Below are 26,129 nucleotides of genomic sequence, written 5' to 3' on the forward strand. Positions count from 1 at the left end.
ACACGGATGGACCATTTCCGGCCCCCCACACTGGACCGATGGCCGGCCCTGGCCCCCGATCGCGCCGCCCCCGGGGGCTCCGGCCGGCTAATCGGCGATCTTCCCGGCGTAAATGTCCCCTTCGGCCGGCAGGACGACGGTGACCGGGGTCCCGAAACCGTAGAGCAGCGTGGTGGAGGACACGTCGATCACGCCATTGTTGACGTACGTGAAGCGGTGGCGGACCTTGCGCAGCAGGCCCTCGGAGTCGAGGTAGGCGTCGAAGGGCACCGCACCCTTGCTGAACCCTTTCGCCGCCGCCTCCAGCGCCCCCTTCACCGCCGGCGAGGCCTGCGCCGCGGCCCGCGCGATGTCCGTCGTACCCCGGTAGTGCCGCACCTTGGTCCCGCCCACCTCGGTCTCGCCCACGTACGTCACCTCCCGCGCCCCGCGCAGCAGCTCCGCGGCGGCCATCGGGTCGGTGGCCCCGCCGGTGACGAGGTTCCCGTCGGCGAGGGCCGTCGTGTCGATGCGGACCCACTTGTCGTCGGGGACGCCCGCGCCCCGGTTCTTCATGTAGAGCGCGCCGGGGACGAGCAGCTCGGTGATGGGCCGGTGTTCCGCCTTGCCCTTGGCGTCATCGGGCAGCATGACCAGCAGCTGCCCCATCCGGTTCTTGAAGTCGACCCCGCCCTCGCCCCGGATCGTGACCCGGGTGCCGCCCGTCGCCATCTCCATGGCCGTACGGGTCTGCGCGCTCCCGGTCCTGACGAGCGCGTCGGCGGCTCCGCGGACCGTCGCCGCCGGGTCGTCGGCGGCGCGGGCGTCATCGCCCGCGACGGCGTCGCCACCGCATCCGCTCAACGCCGCCACCGTCAGGGCCAGGCCGACCGCGACCGCGGCCCGACCCGCGCGTCGCCGCCTGTGCCTGTGCTGGTGCACCACCATCGCCTGCCAACCCCCAACGCGTGACCGCTGTTTGCCCGAGGCCCCCACCCGCTCCGCTTAACGAGGCCCGGGGCCTCCCGTCACGGCCGCGAGCTCCTCGCCCCGGGCCAGTGCCCCACCCGCCCCGGCCCGGTACCTTGGTGGAGTGGAACCGCACACCGAAGCGACTCTCGTCCCTCCGCTTGCCGCAGTGCCGCTCCCCCGCGACCCCTCGGGCCCGGCGCCGGCATCACCCACCGGTCACGCCACGACCACCTCGGAACGCGGCTCGTTCAGCCTGGCCGTCTGTACGTGCGGCTGGCGCGGCCCGGCCCGCCGCTCCCGCGACCTGGCCCGCAAGGACGCCACCGGCCACCCCTCGGACTAGGGCGTTTCGCCCGATCGGACGGCCCGGCTGGCCGACGCGCCCGGGAGCGGTTGCCCTTGACTCATGCCCGGACCCGCGCCCCGACTCGCCGCCCTCCTCTGGGCCCTGCTGATCGCGTTCGCCCCCGCCACCCCGGCCCGGGCCAGCCCCGTGGGCACGGCCGACGGGCCCGGCGACGTCGCCCTGGCCATCGGAGTCACCACCGCCGCGGCCGCCACGACCGGCCTGTGGCTGCGCTCCCGCTACCGGCGCTCCGACGCGGAGGCGGATGCGGACGGCACCGACACCGGCGGCGATCCGTGACCCCGCCCCCGCGCTCCCGTCCGGCGGCGGTCCGCGTCTGCTTCGTGGCCGCGGCGCTGTGCCTGCTGGCGGCCGTGGTGCTGAGCGTCTGGGACTCGTACCGCATCGGCTGACGCTCCGGGGACCGCCCGGAGCAGCGCGTCAGGCGGCGAGGTCGCTCTCGTGCCCGCGCCCCGCCGGCGGGGTCGCCGCGAGGTCCACCGGCCGGGCCACCACGCGGTCGCGGGACCGGACCAGTACGCCGAGCCGCGGGGACCGGGCCACCGCCCGCACCACCGGGGTCAGGAGCGCCATCGCGAGCGGCGCGAGCAGCAGCACCACCGCGGTGCCCAGGGCCAGCCCGCCGATGACGTCGGTCGGATAGTGCACGCCCATGTAGACCCGCGTGAAACCCTCCAGCAGGGCCAGCCCGATCCCGAGGAAGCCGAGCCCCCGGTGGGCGACGAACAGGCCGACGCCGAGCGCCATCGCGAGCGTCGCGTGGTCGCTGACGAAGGAGAAGGCGCTGGGGTTGAGCCCGGCGCTCGGGTCCAGCACCTCGATCCCGCCGTGTTGCGCGGCCGGCCGGGGCCGTCCCACGAACTCGCGCAGCGGAATGTTCAGGAGCAGCGCGGCCCCTGCGGCGAGCGGGGCCCACACGAGCGCCGCGAAGGATTCGACGGCCGCGTGCTCGTCCTGCCGGCGCGCTCCGCGCCAGCACCACAGCACCAGGAGCAGGAGGGCCAGCAGGATCCCGTACTCGCCGATGAGCGCGACCGTCCGGTCGAGCCAGCCCGGGGCGTGCCGCGCCAGTCCGTTGATCTCGTACAGCAGGCTTACATCCACGTTCGGCCCACCTGTTGTGAGTCCAGCCATGGTGATGCGGCCCCTTGCCCTTGCCTTGGTACCCGTGCGGCCGCACCCCGATGTGCGGCCCTTCGCCCCCCGGTGATCAATCCGGCGCTTCCACTCGTCCTGCCCCCGGTGACCATGGAACGCCCGTTCTGGCTGCTACGTTCCACTCTCCACCGAATGATCACCCCAACGTTACCGAAGAGTGACTCATCGTCGCAGCTCAGGGCCTTGGCTTCACGCTGTGTTGCCGACGCCCTCGCGCCGGGGCAGCGCCTCCGCGCCGTCCTTCGTCACGCGCGTCGCCCCGAAGTAGTCGGGCGTGTCGATCTTGTCGAAGCGGATCACGGCTCCGGTGAACGGGGCGTTGATCATGTACCCGCCGCCCACGTAGAGCCCGACGTGCCGGATCTCCCGGGAGTTCGTCAGATCGTCGGAGAAGAACACCAGGTCCCCCGGCAGCAGTTCCGCGCGCGAGGGATGCGGACCGGCGTTGTACTGGTCGTTCGCCACGCGCGGCAGATCGATCCCCACCGACTCGTACGCGGCCTTGGTCAGCCCCGAACAGTCGAACCGCCCGCCCTGCTCGGGCGTCCCGTTCCCGCCCCACAGGTACGGGGTCCCCAGCTGCTTCTGCGCGAAGTAGATCGCCCCGGCGGCCTGCTGCGAGGGCGCCACCCGCCCGATGGGGGCCTCGAAGCTCTTGGCGAGGGTCGTGATGGTCTTCACGTACCCCTGGGTCTCCCGGTACGGCGGGACGCCCCCGTACTGCTTCACCGCGCCGGGACCCGCGTTGTAGGCGGCCAGCATGTTCTTCACCGGGTCGCCGGGCACCTTGGACACGTAGCGCGCCAGCTCGCAGTCGTACGAGGCCGCCGACGGGATCGCGTCGTTCGGGTCCCAGATGTCACGGTCCCCGTCGCCGTCGCCGTCGATGCCGTGCGTCGCCCACGTCCCCGGGATGAACTGCGCGATGCCCCGCGCGTCGGCCGGACTCACCGCGCCCGGGTTCCAGCCGCTCTCCGAGTAGAGCTGGGCGGCCAGCACCGCAGGGGTGAGCGTCGGGCAGAGGTTGCCCCACTTCTGCACGAGGGACTGGTACTTCCCCGGCACGGCCCCCTTCGCGAGCCCGATCGCCCGCCCGCCCGCGCCCGTCGCGATGCCCGCGGCCGCCGAGTACGTACCGACCACGAGCAGGGCGAGAAAGCACAGGCACGCCCCGAAGCCGATTCCACCGATCACCCAGAGTCTGCGCACCCGCCAACCTTCCCCCATCGAACTGCTTTTCCCGGGGCTCCCGCCACCCCGTGTCGAATCATCCCGCCGGGGGACCGGCACAGGAACCGCTCCACCCGGGGCACTTGGAGCACAGACGGTGCCGTACGAGTGAACTCATAGGAAGATACGACCTATTGGGGGACGCTGGGCCTCCGCCCTCTACCCCCTCGGAGCCACGAACAGGCTCTGTGCGCTCCGCCCGATCGGGCCCTTCTCGTCGTGCAGCCGTGCGTCCGCCAGCCCGATGCCCGCCGCGTCCACGCTCGTACGGGCTTCCACGCACACCCATTCACCGGCCGGATGGCGGTGCAGGTGCACGGTGAGGTCGCCGTTGACGAAGAGGTACCGCCCGAAGTCCACGACGGAGCTGATCCCGTTCCCCGAATCCGCCGCGACCAGGACCCGGTCCAGCGGCCGGGGCTCCTCCCCGGCGACGAGCGGCACCCTCATCCGCATCCAGCAGGTCCCGGGACCGAGTTCGACGAACGCGCCCCGCGTGAAGCGGGTCTCCATCGCCGAGTGGTAGCCCTTCTCCCACGGCACCGGGAAGAACGGCGTGGGCCCCACCTCCCCGGGCGGCGGCAGCTCCGGCCCGGGCACGACGGACGGTACGGACTCCCCCGCCACCCGGATCCGCAGCGCCCGCGCCAGCATCACGGGCGCGGCCCCGGCGGGGGCGAGCGCGGCCTCGACCACCTCGGTACCACGCCCGGCCCGCAGCACACTGGTCGTCAGCTCCAACGGGCCGATCGGCACCGGCCGGAGGATCTCGTAGGTGATGCGGGCGATCCGCATGTCGTCCCGTCCGCCCGGCCGTTCCTCGATCGCCCGCCCGAGCAGCGCGGCCGGCGGCCCGGCGTGCTGCGAGCCCGGATCCCACGGGCCGCGCGTGTAGCCGCTCGCCAGGAACCGCCCCGCGTCGATCCGCTCGTAGAACCCCTCGACCCCGCTCTCGGCACCCATGGCCGCCACGCTACCGATTGGTAACCGGCGACCGCCAGCCCCACCGGCCGACGGAGCCCGGAACCCGGGCCTGCGGAGCCCAGCGGCTCAGCGGCCCAGCGGCGCAGGGGCCCAGGCCCAGCGGCTCAGGGGCCCAGCGGCCCAGGGGCCCAGGGGCCCAGGGCTCAGCGGGCGAAGCCCAGCCCCACCCCGAGCCCCACCAGGACCGAGCCGATGGCCCGGTTCAGCGCCTTCTGCGCCTTCAGCATCCGGTCGCGCAGACGGGAGTTGGAGAAGAACAGCGCGACCGCCCCGAACCACCCCAGGTGCGCCGCCGACATGAACAGCCCGTACCCGGCCTGCTGCCACACCGGGGTCCCCGGCCCGACCACCTGCGTGAAGGTGGACACGACGAACAGCGTGGTCTTCGGATTGAGCACGTTGGTCAGGAACCCGCTCCTGAGCGCCCCGAACGGCGTCAGCCCGCCCTTCTCCTCCAGGTCCACGGCCACCTCGGTGCGCGCCCGGAAGGTCCGGATCCCGATCCACACCAGGTACGCGGCGCCCGCGAGCTTGATCACCGTGAACAGTTCGGCGGAGGAGGCGATCAGCAGACCGACCCCGAGCATCGTGTAGGAAACGTGGACCAGCACCCCGGCCGCGACCCCGGCGGCCGCGAACAGCCCGGTGGGCCGCCCGTAGAGGTAGCTGTTGCGGACGACCATGGCGAAATCCGCGCCGGGACTGATGACGGCGAGGAAGGTGATGACGGCTACTGCGATCACTTCGGTCATACGGCGATGCTCCCCGGACCCGCCCTCGACGATCAAGGGCTTTCCGCGTCCCGCCCACCCGACGACCACCCGACGACCACCCAACTCCCCCACGGGGAGACAATGAGGACGTGCCCAAGCCTCCTCCCACCGGCCCCGACCGCTCCGGCCGCCCCGACCGCCCCGTCGGCCGCCCTCCCGCCCGCCCCGGCGCCCCGGCCCCGCTCCCCCTCCTGCAAGCGGACTGCTCCCGCTGCTTCGCGCTCTGCTGCGTGGCCCTGCCCTTCTCCAAGTCCACCGACTTCGCCGTCAACAAGTCCGCCGGCACCCCCTGCAAGAACCTCCGGCAGGACTTCCGCTGCGGCATCCACACCGGGCTGCGCGACCAGGGCTTCCAGGGCTGCACCGTCTTCGACTGCTTCGGCGCCGGCCAGCAGGTCTCCCAGGTCACCTTCGGCGGCCGCGACTGGCGCTCCCACCCCGCCTCCGCCGGCCCGATGTTCACGGTCTTCCCGGTGATGCGGAGCCTGCACGAGCTGCTCTTCTACCTCGCCGAGGCCCTCACCCTCCCCGCCGCCCGCCCGCTCCACGCGCAGCTGCGCACCGCCCTGGCCGACACCACGCGCTGGACCGCGGCGACCCCGCAGGCCCTCGCGGACTTCGACATCACCCCGCTGCGCCAGGAGGTCAACACCCTGCTCCTCAAGACCAGCGAGCTCGTACGGGCCAAGGTGGCGGGCCGCAAGAAGAACCACCGCGGCGCCGACCTGATGGGAGCCCGCCTCCCCGGCGCGGACCTGCGCGGCGCCTACCTGATCGCCGCCGACCTCAGCGGCGCCGACCTGCGCACGGCCGACCTGATCGGCGCGGACTTCCGCGACACCGACCTGCAGGGCGCCGACCTCACGGGCACCCTCTTCCTCACGCAGGCCCAGCTGAACGCGGCCCGGGGCAACGCCGCGACGCGCATCCCGCCCTCCCTCACCCGCCCCGCGCACTGGCTCCCGTAGGAACTGGTCCGGGGCAACTGACGGCGCACACCGGACACGCGTGCGCCCCCGAAGCATCCACATGCCCCTCCACGGGCATCACCTTCCGCACCGAACCCCCTACGGTGAGCCACACAACCGGAAGATGATCGTCACCAGCCGGCGACGGCCCCACTGGAGGTCCCCCACCATGCGACGACCGACCACGACCCTCGGCACCCTCGCGGCCGCCGCCACCCTCGTCCTCGGCCTCGGCGGCTCCGCGCACGCGTCCTCGGGAGAGCTGGTCATCAACGGCCACGCGATCCACGAACCGTCCGGCTGCATCCTGCACAACGGCCCCGCCGCGGTCACGAACCACACCGACAGCCCCGTCTTCATCACCAGCGGCCGCTGGTGCACCGGTGCGGTCATCGGCGTCATCCACTCCGGCGAGACCCGCTTCGCCCCGTTCGCCTCGAACATCTTCGTCCCCTAGGGCCTGTCGTCAAACTCCCGTCGTCGCCCGAAGGGCGGCCGCGCGGCGTCTAGTGCGTGCTCTCGGCGCGCCGGGCGAAAGTACGCGTACTGGACGTACTCGGGCTTTCGCCCGGTGCGGCGAGAGCGCGTGCCAGACGCCGCGCGGCAGACGGGAGTTTGACGACAGGCTCTAGAAGGCTGATGAAGATCTTGTTGAGGGGCTGTCCGGCCGGAGGCCGGGCAGCCGCTCGCGTTCATGTGCCGGCTGGGGCGAGGTGCCAGGTGCCGTTGGTGTTGGTGAGTCCGAGGTTGATCAGTCTGCGGAGGTTGAGGGCGGCTGCTCGGGTGTGGAGCCAGGTGTCGTTCTTAATGGTGCCGATGTATCGGAGTCGGCGGTTGCCCCGGTGGACGATCCAGGCGACGGCGCGTTCGACGGGTGGTCGCCAGCGGCGGTAGGCGGCTTGCCAGTCGGGATCGGTGGCGGCCTGGTGGCGGGCAGCCGCCTGCTGGTCGTGGTGGGGGCGGATGGTCAGGATCCGGCCTGCTTTGGCTTTGGTGCACCGCTCGCGCAGGGGGCATCCGGTGCACAGATCCTTGAAAGTGGCTCTGCGCTGATGGTGCTGTCCGCCGGGATCGGAGAGCGGGACGGTGTGTCCTTGGGGGCAGGTCACGGTCGCCGAGGTGGTGTCGATGGCGAAGTCCTCGAGGGTGAAACCGCCGGGAACGGCCGCCCGCAGCGGGGCGGGTTTGAGGAACAGCCGGTGACCGGCCCCCTCCAGAACCTTGCAGGCGTCGCCGGTGGAGTAGGCGGTGTCGCCGAAGGCGTGAACCGGCTGTTCCTCATCGGCGAGCAGATCCAGGCCGACGGCTGCCTCGTGGTTTTCGGCCCCCGAGCCGGGACGCAGTGCGACGGCGGTGAACAGGCCGGTCTCGGGCTCGACCGCGAGGTGTGCCTTGTATCCGTCCTGCTGATGACTGCGGGTCTTGTGGACGTGGCGGGCTTCGGGATCGACGGTGGAGACGATGCGGCCCGGGGCGGTCCCTCGCGTGATGCGCCACCGTCCGTCGCGGCCGTCGGAGCCGTCGGCGGGCTCGACGTCCTGCCCGGCGACCAAGGCCAGCAGGCCGACCGCGCCGGCGGCCTGCCCGAGCTGCTGCTCGGGCAGGTGCCCCAGCAGCCGCAGTGCGTCCGCGACCAGGCAATCCACCAGGTCGGCGCGGGCCTGGACGTCGTTCCAGGCGATGCGGGGTTTGCCCGGGTCGGTGTAGTCGTGGGCCGTGCACTGCACCGCGGCCACCTCGGCGGCGCCGGGGACCGCCCGGATCACCGCCCGGATCGCAGAGACGATCTGGGTGACGGTGTCCTGGGTGGCGACCGCGTCGTCCAAAACCGTGGAGTCCAGTGCCCGGCGGTGCTTGCCCTTCAGTGCCCCGGTGGCCTTCACGACCTCGCGGACCGCTTCGAACACGCGGTTCGGGCGGGCCGAGCGGGCCAGCCGGCGGCGGAAGTACGCCAGAAGCGACGGATTGAACGCCATGTCGTGCAGACCGAGCCCGCACGCGGCCTTCCACCGCAGGTCACAGCGTAATTCCTGGACCGTCTCGAAGTCCGACAGGCCATGCAGGGCCTGCACCGTGATCGCGGCGGCCAGGATCTGCGGCGGCATGGACGGCCGCCCGTTCGCCGACGGATACATATCCGCGAACATCTCCGCGGGAAACAACCGGCCACGGTGCTCGGCCAGGAACGCGAACACACTCCCAGCCGGAATCAACTCCCGGCACGTCGCCCACACATCGGGCCCGACCAGCTCTCCGACCCACTCCCCTTGAACCACAACAACGAGTCTGGCCCCGCCGCTGACGCGGCGGGGCCAGAACCCAACATCTTCATCAGCCTTCTAGGGCCGGACGACGGCCTGCCAGCCGAGCGGGCACGCGAAGCCCGCGGCCGAGTAGTCGCAGAAGATCTCGGACACGTCCCCGCCGGCCGTCAGCACCTTCACCTAGGCCCGCTGGCCGGTATAGGTGACGGACACCGCGCACGCATCCCTGGGAAAACCGGGGTTCGCCGGCGTGGTGAGGTCCTTCCAGGCATAGCCGCCGACCGTCGCCCCCATCACGGTCCGCCGCCCGATGTACGCCTTCCCCCGGCTCAGCGCGGCACTGAGCTCCTGATTGCCCTGCGCCTTCGCCTTGGGCCCCTGCGGACCACGCGGCCCCGTACACCCGCCGCCGCCGGCCACGGGCGCCGACCGGTCACCGCCCGGAGACACGCACGCACCGCTCCCGACAGCGACGGCCACCGGAGCCGAGGCCCCCCGCCGGCACGAGCGCCAGCGGCACCGCGAACCCACCGGCTCACCGGCCCACCCACGGGGAGCATCACCCGCAACCAGACCCCCGTACCGGCCGACTGACGGAATGTCGGAAAACATCATCGGTATGGTCGAACGAACCACGACCCGTTGCGCCAAACGGCGCCCCCATGACAGCCACCCAGCCCACCGGCACCACAATCATTGCCCGCAGTCACCCCTCGTGATACACAGAGTGACCATACGTTCTTTCCCCCACACGCCGCCCGACCCCAGGTCAGGACGTACGAACGACACCTGGGGCGACAGATCGGGTAAAGAGAGCAGCCAAGTCGACATCCGACGGCGGTTTCATCAGGGAAGATAGAGCGTGACCCCTGCCGTCCGGGCACGGGCTACCGGAACTACCCATACAGGGGCGGTGAGTTACATGATCCTGGCAGCCGAAAAGGGCGACATCACCACCATCATCGGCGGAATCGCCCCGAACTGGGGGCCGTTCGGCAGCCTCGGCAACGAGGCGAAGATCATGATCGAAGTGGTCATGGCCGTAGCGATCCTGCTCTGCCTGGGCATCGCCATCTGGGGCGCGGCCAAGCAGCGCATCGGCGCGACCGCACTGCGCGACACCTTCAGCGCGGAACAGGGCAAAGGCCTCATCGTGGCCGGCCTGACGGGCGTCTTCATCATCGGCTCACTGGGCACCCTCTTCACGATCGTCTACGGAATGGCCGTCTAGCCCGAGCCCTGATGAGGACTCACCACGCCGCGCCTGCGCGGATACCAGCGCTACCGTCGTACGACGCGGAGGGGGCGAACACCGAATGAGCACCGACGACCAATACGGTGGCGGCGAGGTCGGCGGCACCGGCCAGACCCGTACCCGCTTCGCAGAGACCTCGGACCCGTACGCCCCGCCGCGCCGCACCTCCCGAGGCCTGATCACCGTCGTCGGCGTGGTGGTCCTCCTCATCGCGGCCATCGCCTTCGCCAACCAGTCCCGCAACCCCGAGGACCCCCCGACCGCCGACAAGGCCCCCACCGCCACCAACCCAACGGCAGCCACGGGCGTGGCCCCGGTCGGGAGCGGGTCGTCCGGGGTGCCTTCCGGATTCCCCCAGGACCAGCAGGGCGCCCAGTCGGCAGCGTCGAACTATGCCGTAGCACTGGGTTCTGACGGCATGTTCAACCCCGCGCGCAGACGTGCCATTGTCGACGCCGTCGCAGACGACAGCACCAGGAGCAAGCTCCGGAGCGGCTTCGACGCCGACTACTCACCCGGCCTGCTTTCCCAGATCGGGCTGACCAAAGACGGCCTCGCACCCACGGGCTCCACGTTCGTCAGCAGGACCGTACCCGTCGGCACCAAGATCAAGAGTTTCTCCAACGACAGCGCCTCTGTCGAGGTCTGGTGCATCGGCATGTTCGGGCTGACCGGTGAAAAGTCCACCCGCCCCGTGACCAACGGCTGGTTCACCATCTCCCTGACGCTGAAGTGGAACGGGTCCGACTGGAAGGTCATCGAAACCGCGCAGAAGGACGGTCCCACCCCCGTCAGCGGCGACAACCCGGTATCCAACTCCGACGAGATCGGCCGCGCCGTCACCGAATTCGGAGGCTTCACCTATGCCCGGTAGCCGCAGGCTCTCGCTCCGCGGCATCGGTGCCACGGCAGCGGCCGTCCAGACCGCCGTCGTCCTCTTCGCCGCCCGCGCGACGGCCGCGCCGTCACCGCCGCCGGCCCCGTTGCCCAGCCCGAGCAACCCCTGCGGGTTGATCGCGGGGCCGGCCCGGGAGTACTGCGAACGCGGCAGCTCCGCCGGCACAGGCCCGGGCACGGGCCTCGCCCCCAACGACCCCGCCGACGCCCTCAACCCCCTGTCCTCCCTGGCAAAGGGCTGCGCCGACGCCGCCGCCTGGATCGTCGGCGAGCTCAGCAAAGCGGTAAACGGCACCGCCAACGTCGACTTCACCAACGGCACCTTCCTCAAGCAGTACGCCATCGTCTTCGCCGCCTCCACCATCCTGACCCTGATCCTCTGGCTCTTCGCCGTCGCCAAACGAGCCATCCGCGGCGTCCCCTTCACCACCGCCATGGGCGAAGCCATCGGCTTCCTCTGGCTCACCGTCCTCGCCTCCGCCTTCACCCCCCTCATCCTCTACACCGTCGTCTCCGCCACCGACGGCGTCACCGAGGTCATCGCCTCCGCCACCGGCGGCCAGACCGACGTCTTCTTCGGCTCCTTCGCCGAGGCCCTCAAAAAGGGCGACGACATCGGCGGCGGCCCGATCATGCTGATCGTCGTCGCCCTCGTCACCGTCCTCGCCGCCGGCATCCTCTGCCTCGAGCTCGTGATCCGCGCCGCGCTCCTCTACGTCGGCGCCCTGCTCGGCACCGTCGTCTACGCCGGCCTCGTCGACCGCAACCTCTGGGGCCACGTCCGCCGCTGGGCGGGCATCATGATCGCCGTCATCCTCGTGAAGCCGGTCATCGTGATCGTCCTCGGCCTCGCCGGAGCCCTGGCGGGCGAGGAGGGCCCGAACGCCTTCTCCGCGGTCGTCTCCGGCCTCGCCATCATCCTCCTGGCGATCTTCGCCTCCGCGATGATCTACCGCTTCGTCCCCGGCTTCGGCGACGAGATCGCCTCCGCCCGCACCAACCGCAGCCAGGCCACCGACGGCGCCCAGGCGGCCGCCGTCATCAGCTCCCCGGCCTCCCTCGTCTCCCAGGGCATCAAGACCCACAGCAGCCGCGGCGGCGGCGGAAACAGCGGCGGCGGCGCCCACCGCGCCGGCGGCGACAACCAGATCTCCGGAGGCATGGCCGCACACAGCAGCCGCGGCTCCGGCGGCGGGAACAGCGGCGGCCCCGCCGCCGCACCCCCGCCCCGTACGGGCTCCAGCACGAGGAACACAGGAGGTGACGGGCGGTGACGACCCAGTCGCACCAGCAGCTCCACCCGGTCACGCCCCGCCGCACGTATCTCATCGGCCGGGCCCGGCCGAACGCGATCGTCGGCAAGAACCGCGAGACCGGCGAGATCGCCCTGATCATCGTCGGCGCGTTCCTCGGCATGATGAGCGGACTGCTCGTCCCCGCCCTCACCCTGCGCATCGTCTCCCTCGCCGGCTTCCCGATGCTCGCCCTCGCCGCCGTCTACATCCCCTACCGCGGCCGCACCTTCTACCGCTGGTTCGAGATCAACCGCAGCTACAAGCGCACGCTGCGCCGCGGCACGACCTTCCGCTCCGGCTCCATGGAGGCCGGCATCCGCGCCGCCGACGGCCGCGAGGTCGAAATCGGCCCGCCCCCCGGCATCGGCCGCATCAACTGGCTCGCCGCCCCCTTCGGCCCCGACGAGATCGCCGTCCTGCTCCACGCGGACCGCAGAACCGTCACCGCCGCCATCGAGATCGAGGGCCCCGGCGTGGGCCTGCGCGACAGCGAGGACCAAGAGGCCCTCGTGGACCGCTTCGGCACCCTCCTCAAGCACGTGGCCAACGGCGACGGCTTTGTCACCCGCGTCCAGATGCTCGTACGCACCCTGCCGGCCGATCCGGAGGCCCACGACAAGGACGTGGCCGCCCGCGGCGACACCAACGCCCCCGTCTGGCTGCGCGATTCGTACGACCAGCTCCAGTCGATGGTGTCGACCTCCTCCGAGCAGCACCGCGCGTACCTCGTCGCCTGCATCCACTTCACCCGCGAGCTCGCCGCCGAGGCCCACACCATCGCCCGCGCGGCCACCCCGTACAAGGGCAGGAAGGTCGACCGCGACGCCGGTCTCGCCATCGTCATGGCCCGCGAGCTCACCGACATCTGCGCCCGCCTCGCCGAGGCCGACATCCGCGTCCGCCAGCCGCTGGGCCAGGGCCGGCTCTCCTCCCTCGTGCACTCCATGTACGACCCGGACCACCCCATCGACCACATCCAGGCCATGACCAAGCGCAACGCCTGGCCCGCCGAACTGGACGCCGTCGAACCGACCTACCTCCAGGCCAAGACCCGCGAGTCCTCCACCCGGGCCCCCTGGTGCCACGCCACCGCCTGGGTGAAGGAGTGGCCGATGACCCCGGTCGGCGTGAACTTCCTCGCCCCGCTCCTCGTCCACACCCCCGACGTCATCCGCACGGTCGCCGTCACCATGGACCTGGAGCCCACCGAGATCGCCATCGAGCGCATGCTCACGGAGAAGACGAACGACGAGGCCGACGCCAGCCGCGCCGCCAAGATGAACCGCACCGTCGACCCCCGCGACATCGCCGCGCACGGCCGGCTCGACCAGCGCGGCGAAGACCTCGCGAGCGGCGCCGCCGGGGTCAACCTGGTCGGCTACATCACGGTCTCCTCCCGCTCCCCCGAAGCCCTCGCCCGCGACAAGCGCACCATCCGCGCTTCGGCGGGCAAGTCCTACCTGAAGCTCGAATGGTGTGACCGCGAGCACCACCGCGCCTTCGTCAACACCTTGCCGTTCGCCACCGGCATCCGACGCTAGCTGGAGGGAATGGCCGCCCATGCGAGATCCCATGTCCGCCCTGACGGACGCCTTCACCAGCTTCCTGTTCGGCAAGGTCGAAACCACCAGACTCCCCGTGCGCACCTCAACGGGCCAGGCACAGGCCGTCTACCTCCCCACGGCCGCCCCCGGTCTCGGCGACTCCGGCGTCATCATCGGCCGTGAGGTCTACAGCGGCAAGGGCTACATCTACGACCCGTTCCAGCTGTACGGCCAGCAACTCCCGGCGCCCCACTGGCTGGTCCTGGGCGAATCCGGCAACGGCAAATCCGCCCTCGAAAAGACCTACGTCCTACGCCAACTCCGCTTCCGGGACCGCCAGGTCGTCGTCCTGGACGCCCAGGGCGAGGACGGCGTCGGCGAATGGAACCTCATCGCCCAGCAGCTGGGAATAACCCCCATCCGCCTGGACCCCATCGCCGCGAACGACGACGGGATCCGCCTCAACCCCCTCGACCCGGCGATCACCGCGACGGGCCAGCTCGCGCTGCTCCGCACGATCATCGAAGTCGCCATGGGCCACGGCCTGGACGAACGCTCCGGCTTCGCCCTCAAGGTCGCGCACGCCTACGTAGTGGAAACCATCACGGACCGCCAACCGGTCCTGATGGACATCGTGGAACAACTGCGCCACCCGAAACCCGAGTCGGCGCTCTCGATGAACGTGGCCATAGACGACGTCCGTGCCTGGGGCTTGGACGTCGCGCTCGTCATCGACCGTCTCGTCGACGGCGACCTGCGCGGCATGTTCGACGGCCCGACCACCGTGGGCATCGACCTCGACGCCCCGCTGATCGTCTTCGACCTCTCCCACATCGACCGCAACTCCATCGCCATGCCGATCCTGATGGCGATCGTCGGCGTATGGCTGGAACACACGTGGATCCGCCCGGACCGCAAGAAGCGCATCTTCCTGGTCGAGGAAGCCTGGCACATCATCAACAGCCCCTTCGTGGCCCAGCTGTTCCAGCGCCTCCTCAAGTTCGGCCGACGCCTGGGCCTGTCCTTCGTGGCGGTCGTCCACCACCTCTCGGACGTGGTGGACGGCGCGGCGGCCCGCGAAGCGGCAGCGATCCTGAAAATGGCCTCGACCCGCACGATCTACGCCCAGAAAGCCGACGAGGCCCGCGCCACGGGCCGCGTCCTGGGCCTCCCCCGCTGGGCGGTGGAAATCATCCCCACCCTCACCCCCGGCATCGCGGTCTGGGACGTGAACGGCAACGTCCAGGTCGTCAAACACCTGATCACGGAAGCCGAACGCCCCCTGGTCTTCACCGACCGCGCCATGACCGAATCCTCGGTCCAGCACCGCCTGCCCGACGACCTCCTCGCCGCCGAACTGGAGACAGAGGAGCGCGCTCTCCTGATGGAACGCCACCGCAACGCCGGCGGCTCGGCGACCACGGTGGCCTGACATGCCCAACAGCACGGACCAGCGCCCCCAGGGCGGCATCCCGGACGGCCTCCTGCTCAGCCTCCTGGCTTTCCTCCTGGGCCTGGCCGTCCTCACCTGGACGTCCACCGGCCTGGCAGCGCTCTTCGCGAAGGGCGCCTGGCCCGACAAGGTCACCTTCACCCGCACCCCGACCGCGGTCCGCTCACTGATAGCTCAACCCCAGAACATCCCGGCCGCCTGGCCGGACACACCCCCCGAGGCCCTCTCCAACTGGGGCCTCTTCTGGGGCCTGCTCATCAGCCAGCTCCTCATCCTCCTGGTCCTGGCGATCTTCACCCTGGGCACCCTCGCCCGAACAAAGGCCCGCCGCCACACCCCACCAACAGACCAGCCGACCCCAGCCGCACCCACGGCTCCAAACCGGCCGAGGCCAAATCCAGCCCCGCCGACGTTTGAGGAGCGAGGACCCGAGGGCCCGCCCCCGGCAACGGCGCCTCACCCCTCCACTGCCCCCCCAGCGTCGCAGCCATTCCCGGCCCCGTCGGCGTCGCAGCCATTGCCAGCCCCGCCGGCGTCGCAGCCATTCCCAGCCCCGCCGGCGTTTGAGGCGCGGGGGTCCGGGGGCTGGCCCCCGGCCACGGCGCCGCACCCCTCCACGGTCCCCATCCCCACCAAACCCCACTCGATCCCAGCCCCCTCAGGGGCGCATCCCCCGACGGCCCCGTCGGCATCGCAGCCATTCCCAGCCCCGCCGGCGTTTGAGGCGCGGGGGCCCGGGGGCAGAGCCCCCGGCAACGGCGCCGCACCCACGGACGAGGCGTACCGCTACGGCTTCGGCTACGCCCCCACCCCGGTGCCCGCACCGACCCCAGCCCCGCCACAAACCCACCGCATCGCCTACGCCCCACCCCACACCCGAACCACCGCAGCCGCAGAGGCCATCGCAGCCGCACAGGGCCCCGCCCTCGTGATCACGTCGTCCCCCGCCCTCTGGTCGGACACGAAGGACGCCCGCTCCAAACTGGGCCCCGTCCTCCTCTACGACCCGTCCCACCTCTGCGACACCCCGGCCCGCCTCCACTGGAGCCCCACGGAAGGCTGCGCGGACCGCGCCACCGCCGCCGCCCGCGCCATCGCGCTCCTCGCCCCGGTCCGCCCCCAGGCCCGCATGGACTCCGCGCTCGCGGAGACCGCGGAAACGCTCCTGCGCAGCTGGCTCCAGGCCGCCGCCCTGGACAACCGCCCCTTCAAGCAACTGCACCGCTGGGCCCAGGGCACCAACGCCCAAGAGCCGGTCCGCATCCTGCGCACCCACCCCCAGGCGGCCACCGCCGCCCCCGGCGCGGCCGGCGAGCTGGAGAGCGCCCTCACCGCCCACCCCGACCGCCGCGAACAGGCCCAACACCTCACGGCCCGCGCCCTAACGGCCCTCAGCTCGATCCACATCCGGGAATCCTGCACCCCGAACCGAACCGATTCCCTCGCCCTCGCATCGTTCGCCTCCGAAGGGGGCACCCTCTACGTGGTGGGCGAACCCCTGGAAGACCCTCGTGCCCACCCGGGTGCGATGCCATTGCTGACCGCACTCGCCTCGAGCGTGGTCGAGCACGGCCGCCGCATGGCCGCACGGTCATCCGACGGTCGGCTCGACCCACCACTGACCCTGGTCTTCGAGGACGTCGCCGCCGTGGCCCCGATCCCCCAACTGCCGCAGCTGCTCCAGGACACGACGCTCCCGCTCCTCGCCCTGTGCCGCAGCCGCGAACAGGCCCGCTCCCGCTGGCCGGAAGCGGACCTGCCCGTAACCGCCCGCTAGTGGGGTGTGTCAGCGATCTTGTGTAAGTCGTCTGGTGTCATTGGATGCTGAGCCGGTCCTCGAAAAAGAGTGAGAACTGGTTCAGTGCCTCTTTCCAGTGTGCGGCGACGTGGTTCGCGTCGCGCGCTTTCGGGTTGATCTGCTCGCGGACCGCGAGGTAGAGGACCTTCAACGCGGCCTGCTCCGAGGGGAAATGGCCTCGATTTCGAGTGGCCTTGCGGAGCCGGGCGTTCATGGATTCGACCATGTTCGTGGAGTAGACCACGGTCCTTATGGCCGGCGGGAACGCCAGGTAGGGCGTGAACTCCGGCCAGGCCGACCGCCAGGTCCGGACGATCGCGGGATAGCGTTCTCCCAGCTGAGAGGCCTCGAAAGCATCGAGGGCCTGCTCGGCCGCGGTCTCGGTCGGGGCTGTGTAGATGGCCTTCAGGGCCGGGACCAGCTTGGGGTGGTCCCGCGACGACGAAAGCCTGAGCGAGGCTCTCGTCAGGTGGATCACGCAGGTCTGGACGGTGGCTTTGGGCCAGGTCGCGGTGACCGCGTCGGGCAGGCCCTTCAACCCGTCACAGACCACGATGCAGACGTCCTCGATGCCCCGATTTCGTAGCTCGGAGAGGACCGCCATCCAGGTGGTGGCGCCCTCACCCTCGGAGCCGACCCACAAGCCCAGGACGTCTTTGCGGCCGTCCATGTCGACGCCGACGGCCAGATAGACCGGCTTCGAGGTCACCGAGCCAGAGCGGATCTTCACCCACAACGCGTCGATGTAGATGATCGGCCAGACCGCGTCCAAGGGCCGGTTCTGCCAGGTCACGAGCTCGTCGATCACGGCGTCGGTGACCTTGCTGATCAGGTCCGGGCTGACCTCGACCCCGTAGATCTGGGCGAGGTGGGAGCGGATGTCGCGCACGCTCATGCCGCGGGCGTAGAGGGAGAGGATCCGGTCGTTGAACCCCGCCAGGCGGCGGGCGTTCTTCGGTACCAGCCTCGGTTCGAAGTCGCCGTTGCGATCCCGCGGCACCGCCAAAGTGACCGCGCCGGCGTCCGTCAGCACCGTCTTGGACGAGGTCCCGTTGCGGGAGTTCCCCGACCCGTGACCTGTCAAATCTCCGCGTTCGTAGCCGAGGTGTTCGCTCATCTCGGCTTCCAGGGCCCGCTCCAGAACGGCCTTGGTGATCTCCGTCAGCAGCCCGCCCTCACCGAGCAGAGCCGCCCCCGAGGAGTCAGCCTTGTCGAGCAGCCGCTCGACCACCTCGTCAACCGTCTTGTCGTCGGCCACGGACGCGGCCGCTCCGTTTTTGTCTGCCATGACTCGTCCGATCCGCCTGGCCCACAGGCCCGAGGCCGAGCCCCGGGCCAGGCTTCCACATCACGGACTTACACGAACTTTCAGACACGCTCCGCTAGTGTGATGCGCCGGAAATCTCATGGCTAAGTCTGTAGCCTGTTTGCATGTCTCCGGGTCCTCGTGCTGTTGAAGTCCGCCTGTCTGATGAAGAGCGTGCGGAGTTGTTCCGTTGGGCGGGTGGGGCTGTGGCGCCGCGGTTCGCGGAGCGTGCTCGTATCGTGCTGGCCTGTGAGGGTGGGGTGCCGAACGCGCGGGTCGCCGTGGAAGTCGGTGTGACCGCGGCGACGGTGCGGAAGTGGCGTGGGAAGTTCGCGGTGGAGGGCATCGCGGGGCTTGAGGACGGGATGCGCATCGGCCGGCCGAAGCCCGACCTCGTTCTGAGCGAGTCCGAACGGGCTCAGCTGACCCGGTGGGCCAGGCGTGCGAAGACCGCCCAGTACCTGGCACTTCGCGCGAGGATCGTGCTGCGTTGCGCGGACGGTGGGACGAACAAGCAGACCGCGGCCGAGCTCGGCATCGACACCTCGACCGTTGTCCGCTGGCGTGGTCGTTTCATCGCCGAGCGTCTGGACGGCCTGGCCGATGAGCCCAGGCCGGGCCGGCCGCCCTCGATTCTCCTCGACCAGGTCGAGGAGGTGATCGTGGCGACCTTGGAGTCCACTCCGGGCCAGGACACCCACTGGTCGAGGGCCTCGATGGCAGCCCGCACGGGCCTGTCGAAATCGACGGTCGGCCGGATCTGGAAGCGGTTCGACCTGAAGCCACACCTGCAGGATTCCTTCAAGCTGTCCACCGATCCGCAGTTCGTCGCCAAGGTCGTCGACGTCGTCGGCCTCTACCACAACCCACCCGAGCGGGCCGTGGTGTTATGCGTGGACGAGAAGTCCCAGATCCAGGCGCTGGACCGCTCGCAGCCGGTGCTGCCGATGATGCCGGGCATGCCCGAGCGCCGCACCCACGACTACCTGCGGCACGGCATCACCAGCCTGTTCGCCGCCTTCAACATCGCCGACGGCACCGTGATCAGTGAACTCCACCGCCGCCACCGGGCCATCGAGTTCAAGAAGTTCCTGGTCACGATAGACAAGACAGTGCCCCACGACCTCGACGTGCATCTGGTCTGTGACAACTACGCCACCCACAACACCCCCGAGATCCGGACGTGGCTGGCCAGACACCCCCGCTTCCACGTCCACTTCACCCCCACCGGATCGTCCTGGATCAACCAGGTCGAGCGGTGGTTCGGCCTCCTGACCGACAAGCTCATCCGCCGCGGCGTCCACACCTCCGTTCAGGCTCTCGAGAGCGACATCAAGGAGTGGATCGCCACCTGGAACGAGAATCCCCGGCCGTTCACCTGGACGAAGACCGCCGACGAGATCCTCAAATCCCTCGCCGACTACCTCACCAAAATCACCCCACCAGCAAGCAGCAACCAACCACAAACTTAAGCCTGAGATTTCCGGCGCATCACACTAGTGCTGTGCCGGAAAGGTTTGCCGGGTCGCGGCGTTCGGTGCATGGGGTCTCCCCAGGCCCGAAGGGCCGAGGGGACGCATCGCAAGGCGGAGGACCGCGCCTCGTACTGGACGTACCGGCGTGGTCCGACAACGCGGCGAGGTGCCGTGCCGGGCGTCGCGACCCGGTGAACCTTTCCGGTCACAGCACTAGGCAGGCCGCGGGAACACGTACTCCAGCTCCTTCGCGGACGGGTCGGTCGGCACCGGCACGACCTTCCCACTGGGCACGAACCCGAACCGCCGGTAGAACGCCCCGGCCCGCGCGTTCTCCTCGTGCACGAAGAGCCGTACGCGCGCCAGCACCGGCTCCTCCAGCCCCCAGGCCCACTCCAGCGCGGCCGTGAACAGCCGCTCCGTCAGCCCGGTCCCCCGCTGCCCCGGCCGGACGAACACACCCACGAGGTGCGCCTGGGACTCCTCGATCTCCCCGTCGAAGATGTCGGTCGTGCCGGCCTCCTCGACGAGGATGCTCACGGTCCCGGCCCACACCCCATCGGGCCCCTCAGCGATGAACTGCCGGACACCCCGCCCCGCAGCAGCCCCGGCAGCCCGCTCCTGCCAGAGCTCATCGCTCCTTCCCTCACCCTGCTCAAGAGTTTCAAGGAAGGCCACCGGCGCGGCCGGATCCCGCAGAGCCGCGATCCGCAGCTCCTTCACCTTGTCCCACTCTTCAGCCCGTACAGGACGTATCAGGTAATCGCTCATACCTCGGGATCCTAACGAGCCGGCCGGCCCGACTTCATCCGAGTTTCCCTACCGCCAAACCAAAAAGACCCCGTAAACGCAGAAAAGCCCCGCACCGAACCCTATAAGGGTTGGTGCGGGGCTTTCCCACAATGATTGTTCGGCGGCGTCCTACTCTCCCACAGGGTCCCCCCTGCAGTACCATCGGCGCTGAAAGGCTTAGCTTCCGGGTTCGGAATGTAAACCGGGCGTTTCCCTAACGCTATGACCACCGAAACACTATGAAGTTAACCAAACCGGATATGACACAGTTCGTTACTTCAGAACTAACACAGTGGACGCGAGCAACTGAGGACAAGCCCTCGGCCTATTAGTACCAGTCAGCTCCACCCGTTACCGGGCTTCCACATCTGGCCTATCAACCCAGTCGTCTACTGGGAGCCTTACCCTCTCAAGGAGGTGGGAATACTCATCTTGAAGCAGGCTTCCCGCTTAGATGCTTTCAGCGGTTATCCCTCCCGAACGTAGCCAACCAGCCATGCCCTTGGCAGGACAACTGGCACACCAGAGGTTCGTCCGTCCCGGTCCTCTCGTACTAGGGACAGCCCTTCTCAATATTCCTACGCGCACAGCGGATAGGGACCGAACTGTCTCACGACGTTCTAAACCCAGCTCGCGTACCGCTTTAATGGGCGAACAGCCCAACCCTTGGGACCGACTCCAGCCCCAGGATGCGACGAGCCGACATCGAGGTGCCAAACCATCCCGTCGATATGGACTCTTGGGGAAGATCAGCCTGTTATCCCCGGGGTACCTTTTATCCGTTGAGCGACGGCGCTTCCACAAGCCACCGCCGGATCACTAGTCCCGACTTTCGTCCCTGCTCGACCCGTCGGTCTCACAGTCAAGCTCCCTTGTGCACTTACACTCAACACCTGATTGCCAACCAGGCTGAGGGAACCTTTGGGCGCCTCCGTTACTTTTTGGGAGGCAACCGCCCCAGTTAAACTACCCATCAGACACTGTCCCTGATCCGGATCACGGACCGAGGTTAGACATCCAGCACGACCAGAGTGGTATTTCAACGACGACTCCACAACCACTGGCGTGGCCGCTTCAAAGTCTCCCACCTATCCTACACAAGCCGAACCGAACACCAATATCAAACTATAGTAAAGGTCCCGGGGTCTTTCCGTCCTGCTGCGCGAAACGAGCATCTTTACTCGTAGTGCAATTTCACCGGGCCTATGGTTGAGACAGTCGAGAAGTCGTTACGCCATTCGTGCAGGTCGGAACTTACCCGACAAGGAATTTCGCTACCTTAGGATGGTTATAGTTACCACCGCCGTTTACTGGCGCTTAAGTTCTCAGCTTCGCCACACCGAAATGTGACTAACCGGTCCCCTTAACGTTCCAGCACCGGGCAGGCGTCAGTCCGTATACATCGCCTTACGGCTTCGCACGGACCTGTGTTTTTAGTAAACAGTCGCTTCTCGCTGGTCTCTGCGGCCACCCCCAGCTCACGGAGTAAATCCGATCACCAGTGATGGCCCCCCTTCTCCCGAAGTTACGGGGGCATTTTGCCGAGTTCCTTAACCATAGTTCACCCGAACGCCTCGGTATTCTCTACCTGACCACCTGAGTCGGTTTAGGGTACGGGCCGCCATGAAACTCGCTAGAGGCTTTTCTCGACAGCATAGGATCATCCACTTCACCACAATCGGCTCGGCATCAGGTCTCAGCCTTATATGAGGGACGGATTTGCCTACCCCTCGGCCTACACCCTTACCCCGGGACTACCACCGCCCGGGCTGGACTACCTTCCTGCGTCACCCCATCGCTTACCTACTACAAGTCTGGGTCACCGGCTCCACCACTTTCCTTTCCCCGAAGGGTCCGGAACGGCTTCACGGGCTTAGCATCGCCTGATTCGATATTGGGCGTTTCAAAGCGGGTACCGGAATATCAACCGGTTGTCCATCGACTACGCCTGTCGGCCTCGCCTTAGGTCCCGACTTACCCTGGGCAGATCAGCTTGACCCAGGAACCCTTAGTCAATCGGCGCACACGTTTCTCACGTGTGTATCGCTACTCATGCCTGCATTCTCACTCGTGAACCGTCCACAACTAGCTTCCGCTGCTGCTTCACCCGGCACACGACGCTCCCCTACCCATCACAGCGGGCGTTGGCCCTATTGCTGCAATGACACGACTTCGGCGGTACGCTTGAGCCCCGCTACATTGTCGGCGCGGAATCACTTGACCAGTGAGCTATTACGCACTCTTTCAAGGGTGGCTGCTTCTAAGCCAACCTCCTGGTTGTCTCTGCGACTCCACATCCTTTCCCACTTAGCGTACGCTTAGGGGCCTTAGTCGATGCTCTGGGCTGTTTCCCTCTCGACCATGGAGCTTATCCCCCACAGTCTCACTGCCACGCTCTCACTTACCGGCATTCGGAGTTTGGCTAAGGTCAGTAACCCGGTAGGGCCCATCGCCTATCCAGTGCTCTACCTCCGGCAAGAAACACGTGACGCTGCACCTAAATGCATTTCGGGGAGAACCAGCTATCACGGAGTTTGATTGGCCTTTCACCCCTAACCACAGGTCATCCCCCAGGTTTTCAACCCTGGTGGGTTCGGTCCTCCACGAAGTCTTACCTCCGCTTCAACCTGCCCATGGCTAGATCACTCCGCTTCGGGTCTAGAGCGTGCAACTCAATCGCCCTATTCGGACTCGCTTTCGCTACGGCTTCCCCACACGGGTTAACCTCGCTACACACCGCTAACTCGCAGGCTCATTCTTCAAAAGGCACGCAGTCACGACCGTTATTCCGAAGAATAACGGCGACGCTCCCACGGCTTGTAGGCACACGGTTTCAGGTACTATTTCACTCCGCTCCCGCGGTACTTTTCACCATTCCCTCACGGTACTATCCGCTATCGGTCACCAGGGAATATTTAGGCTTAGCGGGTGGTCCCGCCAGATTCACACGGGATTTCTCGGGCCCCGTGCTACTTGGGAGATTCTTAAGCAAGCCGCTGATGTTTCGTCTACGGGGGTCTTACCCTCTACGCCGGACCTTTCGCATGTCCTTCGACTACATCAACGGTTTCTGACTCGCCGACCGGCCGGCAGACCGATCAAAAGAATTCCCACAACCCCGCATGCGCAACCCCTGCCGGGTATCACACGCATACGGTTTGGCCTCATCCGGTTTCGCTCGCCACTACTCCCGGAATCACGGTTGTTTTCTCTTCCTGCGGGTACTGAGATGTTTCACTTCCCCGCGTTCCCTCCACACTGCCTATGTGTTCAGCAGTGGGTGACAGCCCATGACGACTGCCGGGTTTCCCCATTCGGACACCCCCGGATCAAAGCTCAGTTGGCAGCTCCCCGGGGCCTATCGCGGCCTCTCACGTCCTTCATCGGTTCCTGGTGCCAAGGCATCCACCGTGCGCCCTTAAAAACTTGGCCTACAGATGCTCGCGTCCACTGTGTAGTTCTCAAGCAACGACCAGCCACCCATCACCCCACCAGACAAGCTGGCGAGTTCACTGGGGCCGGCATCACGAAGATAAAGCCTTACGGCCGTACCCTCAGATACCCAACAACGTGCCAAGCACGATCCCCCGTCAGTGAGTCACTTTCCACGCCGAAGCAGTACTTGTGATCCATCCAGGAAACCGTGCCAACTAATCAACGTTCCACCCTGAGCTGACCGTGCAGAACGTTTGTCTGCAATCGGTACTGTGCTCCTTAGAAAGGAGGTGATCCAGCCGCACCTTCCGGTACGGCTACCTTGTTACGACTTCGTCCCAATCGCCAGTCCCACCTTCGACAGCTCCCTCCCTTACGGGTTGGGCCACCGGCTTCGGGTGTTACCGACTTTCGTGACGTGACGGGCGGTGTGTACAAGGCCCGGGAACGTATTCACCGCAGCAATGCTGATCTGCGATTACTAGCAACTCCGACTTCATGGGGTCGAGTTGCAGACCCCAATCCGAACTGAGACCGGCTTTTTGAGATTCGCTCCACCTCACGGTATCGCAGCTCATTGTACCGGCCATTGTAGCACGTGTGCAGCCCAAGACATAAGGGGCATGATGACTTGACGTCGTCCCCACCTTCCTCCGAGTTGACCCCGGCGGTCTCCTGTGAGTCCCCATCACCCCGAAGGGCATGCTGGCAACACAGGACAAGGGTTGCGCTCGTTGCGGGACTTAACCCAACATCTCACGACACGAGCTGACGACAGCCATGCACCACCTGTATACCGACCACAAGGGGGGCACTATCTCTAATGCTTTCCGGTATATGTCAAGCCTTGGTAAGGTTCTTCGCGTTGCGTCGAATTAAGCCACATGCTCCGCTGCTTGTGCGGGCCCCCGTCAATTCCTTTGAGTTTTAGCCTTGCGGCCGTACTCCCCAGGCGGGGAACTTAATGCGTTAGCTGCGGCACCGACGACGTGGAATGTCGCCAACACCTAGTTCCCAACGTTTACGGCGTGGACTACCAGGGTATCTAATCCTGTTCGCTCCCCACGCTTTCGCTCCTCAGCGTCAGTAATGGCCCAGAGATCCGCCTTCGCCACCGGTGTTCCTCCTGATATCTGCGCATTTCACCGCTACACCAGGAATTCCGATCTCCCCTACCACACTCTAGCTAGCCCGTATCGAATGCAGACCCGAGGTTAAGCCTCGGGCTTTCACATCCGACGTGACAAGCCGCCTACGAGCTCTTTACGCCCAATAATTCCGGACAACGCTTGCGCCCTACGTATTACCGCGGCTGCTGGCACGTAGTTAGCCGGCGCTTCTTCTGCAGGTACCGTCACTTTCGCTTCTTCCCTGCTGAAAGAGGTTTACAACCCGAAGGCCGTCATCCCTCACGCGGCGTCGCTGCATCAGGCTTTCGCCCATTGTGCAATATTCCCCACTGCTGCCTCCCGTAGGAGTCTGGGCCGTGTCTCAGTCCCAGTGTGGCCGGTCGCCCTCTCAGGCCGGCTACCCGTCGTCGCCTTGGTGGGCCATTACCCCACCAACAAGCTGATAGGCCGCGGGCTCATCCTTCACCGCCGGAGCTTTTAACCCCCGCCCATGCAGGCAGGAGTGTTATCCGGTATTAGACCCCGTTTCCAGGGCTTGTCCCAGAGTGAAGGGCAGATTGCCCACGTGTTACTCACCCGTTCGCCACTAATCCACCCCGAAGGGCTTCATCGTTCGACTTGCATGTGTTAAGCACGCCGCCAGCGTTCGTCCTGAGCCAGGATCAAACTCTCCATGAATGTTTACCGGTTATCCGGTGCACACGCACTTAGAGCGGGACAGTCATGTCGGAATAAGACCGACCGTCCACTGCGTCCTCGCTGTGTAATTGCCTGCAAGTGTCAGGGCCGAAGCCGCGACCTCACAGGTCTTTTTTCAAAGGAACCTCATCCACCGAAATGGACGGGGTATCAACTTTTTGGCGTTGATTTTTGGCACGCTGTTGAGTTCTCAAGGAACGGACGCTTCCTTTGTACTCACCCTCTCGGGCTTTCCTCCGGGCTTTCGTTCTGTTCTTGCGTTTCCGACTCTATCAGACTCTTTTGTGTCCGATTCCCAGTCAGCGGGTTTCGCTTTCCAGTTCTTCGCTTTCGCGTTTCCCTTTCCGGCGAGTCC

Annotated in this window: 19 protein-coding genes and 3 rRNA genes; 11 read left to right on the plus strand and 11 right to left on the minus strand. The window is 67.5% G+C overall.

Features of this window, described 5'->3' with window-relative positions:
- Positions 1-87: 87 nt before the first annotated feature.
- Positions 88-927, minus strand: coding sequence for an SCO4651 family lipoprotein (locus tag AC3IYI_RS19430; RefSeq protein ID WP_489411371.1), 840 nt, complete (start codon positions 925-927; stop codon positions 88-90).
- Positions 928-1,117: 190 nt separating this feature from the next.
- Between AC3IYI_RS19430 and AC3IYI_RS19435 the strand changes: the two genes are divergently transcribed.
- The gene (locus AC3IYI_RS19435) at positions 1,118-1,294 is read left to right on the plus strand and encodes a hypothetical protein (RefSeq protein WP_489411372.1); all 177 of its coding nucleotides are present in this window, start codon (positions 1,118-1,120) and stop codon (positions 1,292-1,294) included.
- A gap of 63 nt (positions 1,295-1,357) precedes the next feature.
- A complete protein-coding gene (locus AC3IYI_RS19440; protein ID WP_489411373.1) occupies positions 1,358-1,597 on the plus strand; it encodes a hypothetical protein in 240 nt (79 codons plus the stop codon).
- A gap of 141 nt (positions 1,598-1,738) precedes the next feature.
- On the opposite strand, the gene AC3IYI_RS19445 is transcribed toward AC3IYI_RS19440, so the two are convergent.
- The 4 genes from AC3IYI_RS19445 to AC3IYI_RS19460 form a co-directional block, all read right to left on the minus strand.
- A complete protein-coding gene (locus AC3IYI_RS19445; RefSeq protein WP_489411374.1) occupies positions 1,739-2,452 on the minus strand; it encodes a phosphatase PAP2 family protein in 714 nt (237 codons plus the stop codon).
- Between the two features lie 213 nt (positions 2,453-2,665).
- Positions 2,666-3,670, minus strand: coding sequence for a C40 family peptidase (locus AC3IYI_RS19450; protein WP_489411586.1), 1,005 nt, complete (start codon positions 3,668-3,670; stop codon positions 2,666-2,668).
- 195 nt (positions 3,671-3,865) lie between these two features.
- Positions 3,866-4,669: a thioesterase family protein gene (locus AC3IYI_RS19455; protein ID WP_489411375.1), complete on the minus strand. Its 804-nt coding sequence runs from the start codon at positions 4,667-4,669 to the stop codon at positions 3,866-3,868.
- 164 nt (positions 4,670-4,833) lie between these two features.
- Entirely contained in the window at positions 4,834-5,442 is a 609-nt protein-coding gene (locus AC3IYI_RS19460) for a LysE family translocator (RefSeq protein WP_250744626.1), read from the minus strand.
- A 110-nt stretch (positions 5,443-5,552) separates the two neighbouring features.
- On the opposite strand from AC3IYI_RS19460, the gene AC3IYI_RS19465 reads away from it, so the two are divergent.
- On the plus strand, positions 5,553-6,431 hold the full coding sequence (locus AC3IYI_RS19465) for a pentapeptide repeat-containing protein (protein WP_489411376.1): 879 nt from the start codon (positions 5,553-5,555) through the stop codon (positions 6,429-6,431).
- A gap of 169 nt (positions 6,432-6,600) precedes the next feature.
- On the plus strand, positions 6,601-6,888 hold the full coding sequence (locus AC3IYI_RS19470; protein WP_489411377.1) for a hypothetical protein: 288 nt from the start codon (positions 6,601-6,603) through the stop codon (positions 6,886-6,888).
- A 235-nt stretch (positions 6,889-7,123) separates the two neighbouring features.
- Here the strand turns inward: AC3IYI_RS19470 and AC3IYI_RS19475 are convergent, their stop codons facing one another.
- Positions 7,124-8,680: an IS1182 family transposase gene (locus AC3IYI_RS19475; RefSeq protein ID WP_489411587.1), complete on the minus strand. Its 1,557-nt coding sequence runs from the start codon at positions 8,678-8,680 to the stop codon at positions 7,124-7,126.
- A gap of 937 nt (positions 8,681-9,617) precedes the next feature.
- Between AC3IYI_RS19475 and AC3IYI_RS19480 the strand changes: the two genes are divergently transcribed.
- From AC3IYI_RS19480 to AC3IYI_RS19505, 6 genes are all read left to right on the plus strand, one after another.
- On the plus strand, positions 9,618-9,926 hold the full coding sequence (locus AC3IYI_RS19480; protein WP_031145169.1) for a DUF8827 family protein: 309 nt from the start codon (positions 9,618-9,620) through the stop codon (positions 9,924-9,926).
- Positions 9,927-10,011: 85 nt separating this feature from the next.
- Positions 10,012-10,824 carry a hypothetical protein gene (locus AC3IYI_RS19485; RefSeq protein WP_489411378.1) on the plus strand — a complete coding sequence of 271 codons (813 nt, stop codon included), beginning with the start codon at positions 10,012-10,014 and terminating at the stop codon, positions 10,822-10,824.
- Complete coding sequence (locus tag AC3IYI_RS19490; protein ID WP_489411379.1) at positions 10,814-12,121, plus strand: hypothetical protein; 1,308 nt, start codon at positions 10,814-10,816, stop codon at positions 12,119-12,121. Before AC3IYI_RS19485 ends, AC3IYI_RS19490 begins: the two co-directional genes overlap by 11 nt.
- A complete protein-coding gene (locus AC3IYI_RS19495; protein ID WP_489411380.1) occupies positions 12,118-13,683 on the plus strand; it encodes an SCO6880 family protein in 1,566 nt (521 codons plus the stop codon). Before AC3IYI_RS19490 ends, AC3IYI_RS19495 begins: the two co-directional genes overlap by 4 nt.
- A gap of 19 nt (positions 13,684-13,702) precedes the next feature.
- Complete coding sequence (locus tag AC3IYI_RS19500; RefSeq protein WP_489411381.1) at positions 13,703-15,118, plus strand: ATP-binding protein; 1,416 nt, start codon at positions 13,703-13,705, stop codon at positions 15,116-15,118.
- Positions 15,119-16,067: 949 nt separating this feature from the next.
- Positions 16,068-16,916 (plus strand): hypothetical protein, encoded by an 849-nt coding sequence (locus tag AC3IYI_RS19505; protein WP_489411382.1) that lies wholly within the window; start codon positions 16,068-16,070, stop codon positions 16,914-16,916.
- Positions 16,917-16,953: 37 nt separating this feature from the next.
- Here the strand turns inward: AC3IYI_RS19505 and AC3IYI_RS19510 are convergent, their stop codons facing one another.
- The gene (locus tag AC3IYI_RS19510) at positions 16,954-18,225 is read right to left on the minus strand and encodes an IS256 family transposase (protein WP_489411383.1); all 1,272 of its coding nucleotides are present in this window, start codon (positions 18,223-18,225) and stop codon (positions 16,954-16,956) included.
- A gap of 143 nt (positions 18,226-18,368) precedes the next feature.
- Between AC3IYI_RS19510 and AC3IYI_RS19515 the strand changes: the two genes are divergently transcribed.
- A complete protein-coding gene (locus AC3IYI_RS19515) occupies positions 18,369-19,715 on the plus strand; it encodes an IS630 family transposase (RefSeq protein WP_489405530.1) in 1,347 nt (448 codons plus the stop codon).
- Positions 19,716-19,931: 216 nt separating this feature from the next.
- Here AC3IYI_RS19515 and AC3IYI_RS19520 read toward each other — a convergent pair whose 3' ends face one another.
- The 4 genes from AC3IYI_RS19520 to AC3IYI_RS19535 all read right to left on the minus strand — a co-directional run bounded on the left by AC3IYI_RS19520 (position 19,932) and on the right by AC3IYI_RS19535 (position 25,753).
- Positions 19,932-20,489: a GNAT family N-acetyltransferase gene (locus tag AC3IYI_RS19520; protein WP_489411384.1), complete on the minus strand. Its 558-nt coding sequence runs from the start codon at positions 20,487-20,489 to the stop codon at positions 19,932-19,934.
- Positions 20,490-20,626: 137 nt separating this feature from the next.
- Positions 20,627-20,744 (minus strand): 5S ribosomal RNA (gene rrf / locus AC3IYI_RS19525).
- Between the two features lie 74 nt (positions 20,745-20,818).
- Positions 20,819-23,942: ribosomal RNA gene (locus tag AC3IYI_RS19530) — 23S ribosomal RNA — on the minus strand.
- A 286-nt stretch (positions 23,943-24,228) separates the two neighbouring features.
- Positions 24,229-25,753 (minus strand): 16S ribosomal RNA (locus tag AC3IYI_RS19535).
- Together the 16S, 23S and 5S rRNA genes form the textbook arrangement of a ribosomal RNA operon.
- Positions 25,754-26,129 lie beyond the last annotated feature (376 nt).

The sequence above is a fragment of the Streptomyces sp. GL_148 genome (assembly GCF_057834205.1).

What these genes read in the sequence shown, in the direction of transcription:
- AC3IYI_RS19510 (WP_489411383.1), bottom strand. Translation starts at nt 18,225, where the DNA reads ATGGCAGACAAAAACGGAGCGGCCGCGTCCGTGGCCGACGACAAGACG.
- AC3IYI_RS19500 (WP_489411381.1), top strand. Translation starts at nt 13,703, where the DNA reads ATGCGAGATCCCATGTCCGCCCTGACGGACGCCTTCACCAGCTTCCTG.
- AC3IYI_RS19470 (WP_489411377.1), top strand. Translation starts at nt 6,601, where the DNA reads ATGCGACGACCGACCACGACCCTCGGCACCCTCGCGGCCGCCGCCACC.
- AC3IYI_RS19455 (WP_489411375.1), bottom strand. Translation starts at nt 4,669, where the DNA reads ATGGGTGCCGAGAGCGGGGTCGAGGGGTTCTACGAGCGGATCGACGCG.
- AC3IYI_RS19480 (WP_031145169.1), top strand. Translation starts at nt 9,618, where the DNA reads ATGATCCTGGCAGCCGAAAAGGGCGACATCACCACCATCATCGGCGGA.
- AC3IYI_RS19490 (WP_489411379.1), top strand. Translation starts at nt 10,814, where the DNA reads ATGCCCGGTAGCCGCAGGCTCTCGCTCCGCGGCATCGGTGCCACGGCA.
- AC3IYI_RS19520 (WP_489411384.1), bottom strand. Translation starts at nt 20,489, where the DNA reads ATGAGCGATTACCTGATACGTCCTGTACGGGCTGAAGAGTGGGACAAG.
- AC3IYI_RS19485 (WP_489411378.1), top strand. Translation starts at nt 10,012, where the DNA reads ATGAGCACCGACGACCAATACGGTGGCGGCGAGGTCGGCGGCACCGGC.
- AC3IYI_RS19515 (WP_489405530.1), top strand. Translation starts at nt 18,369, where the DNA reads ATGTCTCCGGGTCCTCGTGCTGTTGAAGTCCGCCTGTCTGATGAAGAG.
- AC3IYI_RS19440 (WP_489411373.1), top strand. Translation starts at nt 1,358, where the DNA reads ATGCCCGGACCCGCGCCCCGACTCGCCGCCCTCCTCTGGGCCCTGCTG.
- AC3IYI_RS19445 (WP_489411374.1), bottom strand. Translation starts at nt 2,452, where the DNA reads ATGGCTGGACTCACAACAGGTGGGCCGAACGTGGATGTAAGCCTGCTG.
- AC3IYI_RS19460 (WP_250744626.1), bottom strand. Translation starts at nt 5,442, where the DNA reads ATGACCGAAGTGATCGCAGTAGCCGTCATCACCTTCCTCGCCGTCATC.
- AC3IYI_RS19430 (WP_489411371.1), bottom strand. Translation starts at nt 927, where the DNA reads ATGGTGGTGCACCAGCACAGGCACAGGCGGCGACGCGCGGGTCGGGCC.